At 44.7% G+C, this 13,355-nt stretch carries 9 protein-coding genes and 1 other annotated feature; of the genes, 7 read left to right on the top strand and 2 right to left on the bottom strand.

All coding sequences use genetic code 11. The features are described 5' to 3' along the window. The 6 genes from ACYVLS_RS01840 to ACYVLS_RS01815 all read left to right on the top strand — a co-directional run. Window positions 1-1,097, top strand: a 1,097-nt coding sequence (locus ACYVLS_RS01840) for a muramidase family protein (RefSeq protein WP_460320586.1), incomplete at its 5' end; no start/stop codon positions are given. Between the two features lie 194 nt (window positions 1,098-1,291). Beyond that, window positions 1,292-2,773, top strand: coding sequence for an N-acetylglucosamine-specific PTS transporter subunit IIBC (gene nagE, locus ACYVLS_RS01835; protein ID WP_460320584.1), 1,482 nt, complete (start codon window positions 1,292-1,294; stop codon window positions 2,771-2,773). Between the two features lie 43 nt (window positions 2,774-2,816). Further along, window positions 2,817-3,032: a binding site (T-box leader), on the top strand. 56 nt (window positions 3,033-3,088) lie between these two features. Beyond that, window positions 3,089-5,506 carry a leucine--tRNA ligase gene (gene leuS / locus ACYVLS_RS01830; protein ID WP_460320582.1) on the top strand — a complete coding sequence of 806 codons (2,418 nt, stop codon included), beginning with the start codon at window positions 3,089-3,091 and terminating at the stop codon, window positions 5,504-5,506. A gap of 60 nt (window positions 5,507-5,566) precedes the next feature. Next, window positions 5,567-7,321 (top strand): ABC transporter ATP-binding protein, encoded by a 1,755-nt coding sequence (locus ACYVLS_RS01825; protein WP_460320580.1) that lies wholly within the window; start codon window positions 5,567-5,569, stop codon window positions 7,319-7,321. A 213-nt stretch (window positions 7,322-7,534) separates the two neighbouring features. Next, the gene (locus ACYVLS_RS01820) at window positions 7,535-9,196 is read left to right on the top strand and encodes a putative polysaccharide biosynthesis protein (RefSeq protein ID WP_460320578.1); all 1,662 of its coding nucleotides are present in this window, start codon (window positions 7,535-7,537) and stop codon (window positions 9,194-9,196) included. A 48-nt stretch (window positions 9,197-9,244) separates the two neighbouring features. Then, the gene (locus tag ACYVLS_RS01815; protein ID WP_460320575.1) at window positions 9,245-9,964 is read left to right on the top strand and encodes a pseudouridine synthase; all 720 of its coding nucleotides are present in this window, start codon (window positions 9,245-9,247) and stop codon (window positions 9,962-9,964) included. Window positions 9,965-10,336: 372 nt separating this feature from the next. On the opposite strand, the gene ACYVLS_RS01810 is transcribed toward ACYVLS_RS01815, so the two are convergent. Together ACYVLS_RS01810 and ACYVLS_RS01805 are read right to left on the bottom strand one after the other, a co-directional pair. Next, window positions 10,337-10,609: a hypothetical protein gene (locus ACYVLS_RS01810; RefSeq protein ID WP_460320573.1), complete on the bottom strand. Its 273-nt coding sequence runs from the start codon at window positions 10,607-10,609 to the stop codon at window positions 10,337-10,339. Between the two features lie 142 nt (window positions 10,610-10,751). Then, window positions 10,752-11,600: an NAD(P)H-hydrate dehydratase gene (locus tag ACYVLS_RS01805; RefSeq protein ID WP_460320570.1), complete on the bottom strand. Its 849-nt coding sequence runs from the start codon at window positions 11,598-11,600 to the stop codon at window positions 10,752-10,754. A 178-nt stretch (window positions 11,601-11,778) separates the two neighbouring features. Here ACYVLS_RS01805 and pepV point away from each other — a divergent pair, with 178 nt between their 5' ends. Then, complete coding sequence (gene pepV / locus ACYVLS_RS01800) at window positions 11,779-13,188, top strand: dipeptidase PepV (protein WP_460320567.1); 1,410 nt, start codon at window positions 11,779-11,781, stop codon at window positions 13,186-13,188. Window positions 13,189-13,355: the final 167 nt, after the last annotated feature.

The raw sequence follows: 13,355 nt of genomic DNA, 5'->3' as shown, positions 1-13,355 counted from the left end.
CAAACAATACCACAGTGACTCAGCTTCGTGACTGGAATAACTTGGAAAATGCAGACCGCATCTTTGTAGGTCAGCGTTTAGTGATTTCTGCTCAGAAAGAAGAAGCTCCGAAACTAGAAACACCAGCACCAACACCAGCGGAACCAGCCAAACCAGGTGAGGCAAGCTATACAGTTAAAGCAGGCGACACACTGAGTGGGATTGCGCGTACAAACAATACCACAGTGACGCAACTTCGCGACTGGAATAACTTGGAAAATGCGGATCGCATTTTTATTGGGCAGCGTTTAATTGTCTCTTCCCAGAAAGAAGAAGCACCACAACCTGAAACATCAGTACCAAAACCAGCCAAACCAGTTGAGGCAAGCTATACAGTTAAAGCAGGCGATACACTGAGTGGGATTGCGCGTACAAATAATACCACAGTGACTCAGCTTCGTGACTGGAACGACTTGGAAAATGCGGATCGCATTTTTATTGGTCAACGCTTAATTGTTTCTTCCCAGAAAGAAGAAGCTCCAAAGCCTGTAGTCCCAGCACCAACACCAGCTGAACCGGCTAAACCAGGTGAAGCGAATTACACAGTAAAATCAGGCGATACACTGAGTGGGATTGCGCGTACAAATAATACCACAGTGACTCAGCTTCGTGACTGGAACGACTTGGAAAATGCGGATCGCATTTTTATTGGTCAACGCTTAATTGTTTCTTCCCAGAAAGAAGAAGCTCCCAAACCAGAAACACCATCACCGAAACCAGCAGAGCCGGTTAAGCCGACTGAGGCAAGCTACACGGTTAAAGCCGGCGATACACTAAGTGGGATTGCGCGCACGCACAATACAACAGTGGCGCAGCTGCAAGAGTGGAACAGTCTGAAGAGTGACATCATTTTTGTGAACCAGAAATTATCGATTAACAATCAGCTATCTGCTAAGCCTGTTATAGAAGAGCAGAGAAGTGTTCACACCGTTTCATTGGGTGATACACTGTCTCACATTGCCAGACAATATAGTCTATCAGTAAGAGAGCTTAAAGAACTGAATCATCTAACAAGTGATTTAATATTTGTGAATCAGAAATTGACTGTGAAAAAGTAAGGTTTTACGCCCTGCAGATTAACTCATCATTGATGAATTAATCTGTAGGGCGTTTTCGTTAACTATAAATAGGTTAAAACTAGCATAAAGTTAACGGTTTCAGTATAATGATGGTGACATCTTTTTTAGTATATTCTTAACAGTAATCATTATTAATTAAAAAAGATGATCCCAAGAAAAAGGAGCGAAAAGAAATGAAGTATTTACAACGTTTAGGTCGATCCTTGATGCTTCCGGTAGCAGTTTTACCAGCGGCTGCTATACTGATGGGGATAGGCTACTGGATAGACCCAAGTGGATGGGGAGGCGAAAGTGTCGTTGCTGCCTTCTTAATTGGTGCAGGTGCGTCAATCATCGATAACTTGGGTATCCTATTTGCCTTAGGGGTAGCACTAGGCATGTCGAAAGATAAAAACGGGGCCGCCGCTTTAAGTGGGTTAGTGGGTTGGCTGGTTACGACTTCTATGTTAAGTCCTGGGACGGTAGCTAATCTGCAGAGTATTCCAGTGGAGGAAGTTGATATTGCTTTCAATAATATCGAGACAGCCTTTACGGGTATCTTAGTCGGTATTATTGGAGCGACTATATATAATAAGTTCAGCGCAACAGAATTGCCACAGGCACTGGCTTTCTTCAGTGGTCGACGACTCCCTCCAATCATTACTGCAGTTGTGTCACTAGTTGTAGTCGGAGCATTTCTATTAATCTGGCCACCAGTCTTTGGTGCGCTAGTTACTTTTGGTACATTTATGAGTGAATTGGGATCAGTCGGAGCTGGTCTGTATGGCTTCTTTAACCGCCTACTCATTCCAACTGGCTTACACCATGCCTTGAACTCAGTTTTCTGGTTTGATCTTATCGGTATTAATGATATCGGTAATTTCTGGGCCGGTACAGGTGAACTGGGTGTTACTGGTATGTACCAGGGAGGTTTCTTCCCGGTCATGATGTTTGGTCTTCCAGCAGGTGGTCTGGCAATCTACCACATGGCAGACGATGATCAGAAGAAACGTGTAGGATCACTGATGTTGGCAGCCGGTTTCGCTTCTTTCTTCACAGGCGTAACGGAACCAATTGAATTTGCCTTTATGTTTGTCGCTCCAGCTCTGTATGTGCTTCATGCGTTATTCACTGGCTTGTCTCTATTTATTGCAGCTTTCTTCGGATGGACTGCGGGATTTGGATTCAGTGCCGGCTTTATTGACGGTCTCTTAAGCTTCAACCTTCCATTAGCGAACCAGCCGTATATGCTGATTGTGCAGGGACTGGTCTTTGCGGTCGTTTATTATTTCGGTTTCAGGTTTGCTATCGGGAAGTTCAATTTAAGCACACCAGGTCGTGGGGAAGAAGCCAATCTTGATGATGGCTCATTTGCAGGCGATACAACTGCTCCTGCTGCTCCAACAGCAAATGTTTCAGACTCATCAGACGAAAGCGAACACGAGCGAAAAGCCCGTATTATTCTTGACGGCGTGGGTGGACACGATAACTTAGTCAGTCTGGATTATTGTGCAACGCGCTTGCGTATGGAACTGAAGGATATGGGAATAGTGAACGAGAGACGGATTAAGGAAGCTAATGTGCCGGGAATGAGAAAAACTGGCAGTAATAATTTGCAGGTTGTCGTCGGAACAGAAGTTGAATTTGTCGCAAACGAGATGGAAAAACTAAAATAAGATTGCGGCTTCTCTCCTGCTTTGGTAGAATAGACGAAAGAGAAGAAAGACTGTACAGGATTAGTAAGTTCCTCTTTCCTATTTAGAGAGTGTATGGCTGGTGAAAATACACAGGAAGACTACTGAACTCGCCTGGAAGTTGCTTTGGGGAATAGAGTACTCTAAGCCGTTTTCCGCGTTAAGGAGCAGAGGTTGGTTTATCCCTTATGCAGATAAAGCAATAAAAATAGGTGGTACCGCGACGACTAACGCCCTATAAGTAGCAGACAATTGCTATTTATAGGGTTTTTTATATACAAAAAAGGAGAGAATAATATGTCTTTTAATCATCAGACAATTGAGAAAAAATGGCAGCAGTACTGGGAAAGCAATAACACGTTTAAAACGACAGAGGATGACTCAAAAGAATACTTTTACGCGCTTGATATGTTTCCTTATCCATCAGGTCAAGGGTTACATGTGGGCCACCCTGAAGGCTACACAGCGACGGACATCATTTCCCGTATGAAACGGGCTCAAGGATACAATGTGCTTCACCCGATGGGCTGGGATGCGTTTGGCCTGCCGGCAGAACAGTATGCGCTGGATACCGGGAATGACCCCGCTGAATTTACCGAAAAAAATATTCAGACCTTTAAACGTCAAATCAAGTCTCTAGGTTTCAGTTATGACTGGGAAAAGGAAATTAATACAACCGACCCGGACTATTACAAATGGACTCAGTGGGTTTTTACTAAACTGGTTGAAAAAGACCTTGCTTATGAAGCAGAAGTACCGGTTAACTGGTGCCCGGCCCTAGGAACCGTATTGGCAAACGAAGAAGTCATTGACGGAAAATCCGAGCGTGGAGGTCATCCGGTCTACCGCAAGCCGATGAAGCAGTGGATGCTGAAGATTACTGCCTATGCTGATCGTCTGCTGGACGACCTGGAAGACGTTGACTGGCCGGAACACATTAAAGACATGCAGCGTAACTGGATTGGCAAGTCAGAAGGAGCAGAAGTAACCTTTAAAGTTAAAGATTCTGACCAGTCTTTCGACGTCTTCACAACCCGCCCGGATACCTTGTTCGGCGCAACCTATGCCGTACTGGCTCCAGAATCGAAACTGGTGGATGCCATTACGTCTCCTGAACAAAAAGAAGCAGTCGAAACTTACCGCAAAGAAGCGGACAAAAAGTCCGATTTGGAACGGACAGATTTGAATAAAGACAAGTCCGGCGTCTTTACCGGTGCCTATGCTATTAATCCGGTCACAAATGAAGATATGCCGATTTGGATTGCCGACTATGTTTTAGCATCTTATGGTACAGGTGCAATCATGGCTGTACCGGCTCACGATGAACGCGATTATGAATTTGCCCAGAAATATGATTTGGAGATTCGCTCGGTCATTGAAGGAGCTGAACCTGAAAAAGAAGCGTATGCAGGTGACGGCGTGCACATTAATTCCGACTTTATCAATGGCTTGGATAAAGAAGCGGCCATTGAAAAAATGTGCAGCTTCTTGGAAGAAGAAGCCATTGGCGAACGTAAAATTACCTACCGTCTGAGAGACTGGTTGTTTGCCCGTCAGCGCTATTGGGGTGAACCCATTCCGGTTATTCACTGGGAAGACGGCACCTCAACGGTTGTAGCGGAAGAAGACCTGCCTGTTGCCCTTCCTGTAACGGATGAAATCAAGCCATCTGGTACCGGTGAGTCACCACTCGCCAATATTCATGACTGGGTTAATGTGGTGGATGAAAAAACAGGGATGAAAGGCAAGAGAGACACGAACACCATGCCGCAGTGGGCTGGAAGTTCATGGTACTTCCTGCGTTTCATCGATCCGTCCAATGATACACAGCTGGCTGATCCTGAGAAGCTGAAGAAATGGCTGCCGGTCGATTTGTATATCGGAGGAGCCGAGCATGCGGTGCTTCACTTGCTGTACGCCCGCTTCTGGCATAAATTTCTTTATGACCTGGGAATTGTACCGACAAAAGAACCGTTCCAGAAACTGTATAACCAGGGTATGATCCTTGGTGAAAACAACGAGAAAATGTCCAAGTCAAAAGGAAATGTAGTGAATCCGGATGATGTTGTGGAAGAATTCGGAGCCGACACTCTCCGCGTCTATGAAATGTTCATGGGACCACTTGATGCGGCGATTGCCTGGAGCGAAGACGGCCTGGAAGGCTCACGTAAATTCCTGGACCGTGTCTGGCGTCTGTTTATCGATGAAGACGGTAAAGTGAGAGACCGCATTACAACCTTAAACGATAAATCACTGGAAGTCGTCTATCACCAGACGGTTAAAAAAGTCACCGAAGACTATGACAATCTTCAGTTTAATACCGGTATTTCTCAGTTGATGGTATTCACTAATGCCGCTTATAAAGTTGACGGACTGCCTCTTGAATACGTCAAAGGATTCATTCAGATGCTGGCACCGATAGCCCCTCATTTAGGAGAAGAGCTATGGGCCAGAATTACCGGATCAGAAGATGGAGTCACGTACGAAGAGTGGCCGACGTATGATGAAACAAAACTGGTCACTGACGAAGTCGAAGTTGTTTTCCAGGTTAACGGGAAACTTCGCGCGAGAAGCCTGGCTTCAAAATCCATTTCTAAAGATGAGCTGGAACAAATGGCCTTGAATCACGAAAAAATGCAGGAACACCTTGAAGGAAAAACAATCAGAAAAGTGATCGTGGTTCCTGGTAAACTGGTGAATATAGTAGCCAACTAATTAAAGATTAGGGGAGGTTCGGCCTCCCTTTTTCTGTTTGTCTAGAAAAGAGGGTTAAGAATGCAGAAAGCCTCAGAGCTTAAAACACCTACGAAACAGGATTTAAAAAAATTCAGTCGGCTCATCTGGTCTACCAATATTTCTAAAGGTTTGATTGCCATCGGTTTAACCGGCAGTTTACTGACTACAGGAACTCAACTGATGATTCCCTTGGCGACGCAGCGCTTTATTGATGGAATAGAATTTGAGCAGTTTACCCCGTGGATGGCGGCTTTGATAATCGGAATTTTTATCATTCAAGTCGTGTTCAATGGTTTCTCGAATTATGTTCTTCATAAAATAGGTCAGGGGGTCGTTGCGCGTCTCCGTTCCTTTTTATGGGAAAAGGTCATCAAACTGCCGGTTCGTTTTTTTGACCGTTACGCATCAGGAGAAGTGGTCAGTCGAATCACCAATGATACAACCATTGTACAGAATCTGATTTCATCTTTTTTCCCGCAGTTTATCAATGGCATCTTGTCGCTGACAGGTATTTTCATCATTCTTGTACTGATGGACTGGCAGATGACGGTCGTTATGCTGACAGCCGTTCCGCTGGCACTGATTCTCACACGGCCACTCGGCAGACGAATAGCCAAAGTATCCCGTGAAATGCAGGATGAGACAGCGGTTTTTTCAGGAAAAATCCAGCAGACCATTGCTGAAGTCAGACTAATGAAATCATCAACGGCAGAAACGTTTGAACAAGTCAAAGGGAACAAAGACATCGATAACCTCTACCGCATAGGTTTGAAAGAAGCCAAATACATGGCTATCATCGGGCCGCTGATTTATACACTTATGATGGGTGTCATGGTATTTGTCATTGGTTACGGTGGGGTAAGAGTAGCGCAGGGTCAGATGACCACAGGCGAGTTGGTTGCTTTTCTCTTGTACCTCTTTCAGATTATTTTTCCAGTGGTTACATTTATGAACTTTTTCATGCAAATGCAGAAAGCGGCAGGGGCCACCGAGCGAATTTCTGCTATTCTAGAAGAAGAGGAAGAAATCACAGCCGGAGAAGCAGTTGACTTGAGTCATTTGCCGATAGTCTTTGATGCAGTCAGTTTTTCCTATGAAGATGAAAAAGAAGTCATTCATTCTGTATCTTTTACAGCAGAACCGGGACAGAAAATTGCCTTTGCCGGACCAAGTGGCGGCGGGAAATCGACCGTTTTTGCTTTACTTGAACGCTTTTATATTCCTGAAAGTGGTGAGATTCGAGCAGGTAGTTTTCCTGTTCAGTCGATTGACTTAAAGTCCTGGAGAAGTCAGATTGGGTATGTCTCACAGGAAAATGCTATGATGTCAGGTACGATTCGGACAAACTTGTGTTACGGTTTGGAAGATGCCGATAAAATTCCGGATGAGCGACTCTGGCAGGTCCTTGAAATGGCTTACGCAAAAGAGTTTGTCAAAGAGCTTCCGGACCAGCTGGAAGAAACGATTGGCGAACGCGGCCTGAAACTTTCAGGTGGACAGCGCCAGCGGATAAATATCGCCCGGGCCTTTTTAAGGGATCCGAAAATACTCATGATGGATGAAGCAACTGCCAGTCTGGACAGTCAGTCAGAACAATATGTGTCTCAGGCATTGGATAAACTAATGAATGGCCGAACGACATTTGTCATCGCACACCGCTTTAGTACCATTGTGGATGCGGATACGATTATCTTTATTGAAAACGGCAGAGTGACTGGGAAAGGAAAGCATCAGGAACTTATGGCCCAACACAATCTGTACCGTTCGTTTGCCCATCAGCAGCTGTCTGATTAATGCAGGAATAATGTTTTGACTAAGAAGTTAAGGGAAAGAATGGAGAATTTTCGAATCTTTTGGTCAAAAGATTGCACCTGATTGGAGAAAGCAGTAAAATAGAGTCTGTTACAAAGGAGCACCTTGCTCCTTTTTTCTTTGAATAGACGCAGTAAAGAGTGCATATGACAGCCAGTTTGTCAGGTGCCAACGAGTGAAAAGAGGGTACAATTAATGGAGTCGGATACAACTAAAATCGTTCCGAAAGAACAATCGCACGATCAGAAAATGATAAGTGGTACAGCCTGGATGACTGCCGGGAGCATGATATCCCGCATACTGGGTGCCTTATATATTATTCCATGGTACGCTTGGATGGGCGGTCAGGGACCAGGGGATGCGGCTAACGCACTCTATCAGATGGGGTACACACCTTATGGTTTCTTCCTCGCATTGGCAACAGCCGGAGTGCCGAGTGCCATATCCAAACAGGTGAGTTACTACAATGCTCTGGGTGAATACGAAGTCTCGAAATCAATCTTTAAACAAGGCCTTAAAATCATGGCCTTTACCGGTGTTTTGTCTGCCGTGATTATGTTTATCATCGCACCGATCCTGGCAGAAGCCAGTCCATCTGCGAATGCCAGTGAAGCCGTGCTGATTATGCGGTCACTGACCCCTGCCTTGCTGATCATTCCGTCTCAAAGTGTCACGAGGGGATTCATTCAGGGACATAATAAAATGGCCCCGTCAGCCATATCACAGATACTCGAACAGATCAGCCGGATTATCTTCCTGTTGTCCACTGTTTACTTAATCAGACAAGTCTATGCAGGGGAAGTCGTAACGGCGGTTGCATTCTCAACCTTTGCAGCCTTTATTGGAGCAGTTTTCTCCTTAGCTTATTTGGGCTATACACTGAAACGAATGAAGACAGCTTTCAACTATGAGCCGGAAGAGAGTAAGGGAGAAGTCTCTATTTCTCCTAACCAGCTGATTAAAAGCATCATCAAGACATCTATTCCGTTTATTATTATCGCTACAGGAATTATTGTCTTCCAGATTGTCGACCAGTTAACCTACGCACCTATCATGGAACGGTTCTCAGATATGAGTGGGCCGATGATTCAGCAGACGTACGGGATTACCCAGGCGAACGCCCATAAACTGATTATGGTCCTGACATCATTTGGTTCGGCATTGGCGATTGCATCGGTTCCTTTAATCAGTGACCTGATTGCAAAAGACAATATGAATGAAGTGAAGAGACAGTTTTCCAAAGGGATTCAGTTACTGAACTTTGCCATTTTCCCTGCGGCTATCGGCATGATGGTCGTTTCAGAACCGCTGTATACTATTTTCTACGGACACAACGATTTAGGCACACGCATTACCCAGGTGTCTGCCATTCTCAGTATTTTTGTCGCCTTGTATGCAGTGCTGGGTAATATGCTCCAGGCTGCCGATTTAACCCGTCCAGCTATTAAAGCGCTGATGCTTGGTCTGGTGACAAAAGTCGTGACTCAAGTCATTTTTGTTGCTTTATTCGGCCCATACGGTATGCTGCTGTCTTCGATTGCCGGCTTTACAGTGAGCTGTGGCTTGATGATGAAAATTTTCCACGACCATACCCACTACTCAGCATCACGCTTATTCCGCCGATCATTGCTGATTCTGATATTCTCATTGATTATGGGAGCCGGAACCTTGCTTGCGAAGTGGGGCCTGAGTTTCGTCCTGACTTACGAACGGACGATGCACTCGCTGATCAGTTTACTCATACTGTCAGGTGTAGGTATGCTGATTTACGGATATCTGGTACTGAAATCCAGACTGGCAGACCGTCTAATTGGTGGACAGGCAGCTCGCGTAAGAAGAAAACTACGTATGAATTAAGATTGTAAAATGTGACAATTAAACCAGATACAAACAAAGGAGTGCAGTATGCGATTAGATAAACTGCTCGCACACAGCGGGCTCGGTACACGAAAAGAAGTCAAGAAATTGCTTAAAACGAAAATTGTTGAAGTTAACGGAGTCGTTGAAGTGAATCCTAAAACTCATGTCGATCCGGATACGGACAGTATTACTGTGGGCGGAGAAGAACTGGACTATCAGGAATTTGTTTATTTCATGATGAATAAGCCACAAGGCGTCATCAGTGCAACGGAAGACTTGATGCATGAAACGGTTCTTGACCTGATGGAAATCCAAGACAGTTTGCAGGAACCGCATCCAGTCGGACGTTTGGATATCGACACGGAAGGGTTGCTCCTGCTGACGAATGACGGCAAGCTGACTCACCGACTGCTGTCGCCCAAGCACCATGTCGATAAGACCTACTACGCAGAAATTGACGGCGTGGTGACGGAAGAAGACATTGAGGCCTTTAAAAAGGGTGTCACGCTGGACGATGATTACCAGACACTTCCAGCTGAACTGACAATTTTAGAATCGGACGAAGAGAACCAAACATCTAAAATTGAACTGACTATTCAGGAAGGCAAGTTTCACCAGGTCAAGCGCATGATGAAGGCCGTTGGTAAAGAAGTCGTTTATTTGAAACGACTGTCGATGGGCCCGCTGACTCTGGATAAGAATCTGGAGCTGGGAACTTACCGAGAATTGACTGAAGAAGAACTAGAGATGCTTAAAAAGGCATAAAACAAAACCACACGAGAAGGATGCTAGACACGACTCCTTCTCGTATGGTTTTTAATTTCATTTACCTGATTAGTTTGGCACAGACTACAAAACTTGTACCGAATACCCTCTAATCGGTATGAGTTTACACGGGATTTTGCAAAACTTGTTTCGATTAGCCTTAATCGGCATGAGTTTATTCAGACTTTAGAAAAACTTGTTTCAAATAGCCCTTAATCGGCATGACTTTTTGCCGTAATGTTAAATACTTATACCGATTAAAGAGCACGTCCAACAAATTATAGCTTTATCAGAAGTAAGATTCCTAAATCTTTACAAAGGAAAAAGGCAACTGCCGAAGCAGTTGTCTTCAAATCGTTAGTGGATGCAGTTTTACAGGACAAACGTCAGTAATATAAGTGCAAGGAAGCCTGCTGCAATATAAGAAAAAGCAAGGGCCATCGTCCACTTCATTTTTGTTTTATCCTGTTCATGCTCCTCTTTAGTTACATACTCACTGGCCTGAGGCATGGACCATAGTGAATAAATGAAAAAGCCGGCAATACCAAAGAAGTAAAGCAATTCAAGCCGCATCATCATGAGAATAAAGCCCAGTAAAAAGACCCAAAAGCTCATCCATCCCAGTGAAAATTTTCGTGATTTCATTGTGTACACCCTTTTATCGTAAAGTTCTATCTGTCTGATTGTACCGTTTTTTCGAACAGATGACAATACAGTCAGTCAAAGGGAAGAGGCTCACTGACAGAACAACTGGGAAGTAGATAATCTTTATTTGGACACGTCACCTTCAGATAAAGCGAAGCTTGCCGACTTTATTAGCGAAGTCTTTCATGGTTTTGGGGATTTGCTCAATAATATGAGTCGGCAGCGTAACATACTGATTTTTGGCCAGCTCGTCTGCGATATAGCTATGCAGGTAGACAGCAGATAATACTGCCTCTTTGTCGTCATCGAATTGCGCAACGAAACCGGCTATCATGCCTGCCAGGGTATCGCCCATACCACCAGTCGCCATTGCCGGGTTTCCGGCTGTATTTTGCCAGACTTCCTCACCATAATACACTTCCGTCCGACTCTTTTTAAGAACAATGACTGCATCCATATCAACAGCTTTGGAGTGATTGGTTTCCAGGTACTGTTCGTCGACTGGTAGCCCGGTCAGCGTCCGCCATTCGCCCAAGTGAGGAGTGAAAATAACTGATGCAGCGGGTCGCGGCAGGATTTCATTCACATGCAGATAAATAGCATCCCCATCAAGAATCAGGGTCTGATCAGCTTCCACTGTTTCATAGACGGCCTTCAGTATTTTCGTCGCCTGTTCATCACGCCCGAGACCCGGACCAACTAAGATAACATCCATGGTATCAACTGTCTTTTTCAGCTGATCCAAATCAGTAAAAGGCAGGAACATGGCTTCTGGCAGCCTGCTATGAAGTGCCGCCTGATTACTCGGATGAGTAACAACCGTGACTAAACCGGCTCCACTGTGTACTCCGGCCGAAGCCGAAAGCATAATGGCGCCGCCCATGTTCTGATTCCCACCGACAAACAGCACCCGACCGTACGTCCCTTTATAGCTTTCTTTTTTTCTTTGTGGAATAAAGGTCTCGACTTTTTCTTTCGTAATTTTTTCCATCGAAAAACCCTCCTTTCCATTAGTTTACTCCTTCCCGTTAAAACAGTCACGTCAGACCTTTTTTAAAATAGAAGGAGCAGGATGCAGGAAGTGAAAACAATATCTTTAATTGGAGTTTAGTGAAATAAATGATAAAATGATAAAAGAGACACGATAAAGACTAGGAGGAATATGAAGTATGACAGAACACACAATTGACTGGAAAGCAGAAGCAGAAAAACGTCAGGAAGCCTTTTTCGAAGATTTATTCGATTTACTGCGCATAGACAGCGTGCGTGATGACGATAAAGCAACTGAGGAAGCACCTGTAGGACCTGGACCGAAAGAAGCATTGGAAGCTTTTCTTGCGCTAGGTGAGCGCGACGGTTTCACGACTAAAAATGTCGACAACTGGGCTGGACACATCGAATTTGGCGACGGCGACGAAACACTAGGCGTGCTCGCACACGTTGACGTAGTGCCAACGGGTACTGGATGGGAAACCGATCCATTTGAACCGGTTATCAAAGATGGCCGCCTATATGCCCGTGGTTCAAGCGATGACAAAGGACCAGGAATGGCTGCTTACTATGCTGTTAAAATGATTAAAGACTTGAACCTTCCAGTTTCCAAAAAAGTACGTTTCATTATTGGAACGGACGAGGAAAGTGAATGGAAAGGCATCAAACATTATCTTGAGACAGAACCGGAACCGGACTTTGGTTTTTCACCCGATGCAACATTCCCTATTATTAATGGTGAAAAAGGGAACTCAACTGTCTTTATTGAAACAAAAGCAGACGGAAGCGGCGCGACTTATGAACTCGTTCAGTTCGAATCAGGCTTGAGACCGAACATGGTTCCTCAAGATGCCGTAGCCGTTGTTAAAGGGGCAAACCCTGCTGAGATTGAGGCTGCTCTGAATGACTTCTTGAACGGGCTGCCTGTTACAGGAACAGCAGCAGTTGACGGTGACCAGGTAACTTTGGAATTCACTGGTAAAGCAGCTCACGGAAGCAAGCCGGCAAGCGGCGTAAATGCAGCGACTTACTTGGCACGTTTCCTTTCAGACTTTGATTTTGCCAAGGATGCCAAGACATTCCTGGAAATTACTGCCTTATACTTGCATGATGATCCGGAAGGCAAGAAGCTCGGAATTGACATTACCGATTCAGTAATGGGTGAATTGACTTCAAACCCAGGCGTCTTCGCTTATAAAGCTGGTGAAAGTGGAAAAATTACTGTAAACATGCGTTATCCTCAAGGTACAACCGAAGATAAACTGTTTGCTACTTTCCAGGACAAATTGTCTCAGTATGATGTCAGCTTGTCCAAATCAGTCGGAAAAGAACCACATTACGTCCCTGCCAATGATCCGCTTGTAACGACTCTGCTGGACGTATATCATCGTCAGACAGGTCTTGAAGCGCATGAACAGGTTATCGGTGGCGGAACGTATGGCCGTCTAATGGAACGCGGCGTTGCTTACGGTGCCATGTTCCCTGACAGTGTCGATACGATGCACCAGGCGAACGAATTTATGGCTGTCGACGACTTAATGCGTGCAATGGCTATTTATGCTGAAGCAATCTACGAATTAATCAAATAATAGAATGAGGAAAAGAAGAATCTTCGGATTCTTCTTTTTAATAGTATAAGGGATTATAAAATAAAGGCTGGTATGACACAGTTGGTTAACGTTTTATCTTTAAGAATAGATGGGGTAAAATATAGATGGGGTAAAATATAGATATGGAAAAGAATATTCTCCACTCG

It is taken from the genome of Alkalibacterium psychrotolerans, assembly GCF_054784355.1.
Note: the sequence above shows the minus strand (reverse complement) of the source record. Positions and strands in the feature narration are given on the sequence as shown.

What these genes read in the sequence shown, in the direction of transcription:
- nagE (WP_460320584.1), top strand. Translation starts at nt 1,292, where the DNA reads ATGAAGTATTTACAACGTTTAGGTCGATCCTTGATGCTTCCGGTAGCA.
- leuS (WP_460320582.1), top strand. Translation starts at nt 3,089, where the DNA reads ATGTCTTTTAATCATCAGACAATTGAGAAAAAATGGCAGCAGTACTGG.
- ACYVLS_RS01825 (WP_460320580.1), top strand. Translation starts at nt 5,567, where the DNA reads ATGCAGAAAGCCTCAGAGCTTAAAACACCTACGAAACAGGATTTAAAA.
- ACYVLS_RS01820 (WP_460320578.1), top strand. Translation starts at nt 7,535, where the DNA reads ATGGAGTCGGATACAACTAAAATCGTTCCGAAAGAACAATCGCACGAT.
- ACYVLS_RS01815 (WP_460320575.1), top strand. Translation starts at nt 9,245, where the DNA reads ATGCGATTAGATAAACTGCTCGCACACAGCGGGCTCGGTACACGAAAA.
- ACYVLS_RS01810 (WP_460320573.1), bottom strand. Translation starts at nt 10,609, where the DNA reads ATGAAATCACGAAAATTTTCACTGGGATGGATGAGCTTTTGGGTCTTT.
- ACYVLS_RS01805 (WP_460320570.1), bottom strand. Translation starts at nt 11,600, where the DNA reads ATGGAAAAAATTACGAAAGAAAAAGTCGAGACCTTTATTCCACAAAGA.
- pepV (WP_460320567.1), top strand. Translation starts at nt 11,779, where the DNA reads ATGACAGAACACACAATTGACTGGAAAGCAGAAGCAGAAAAACGTCAG.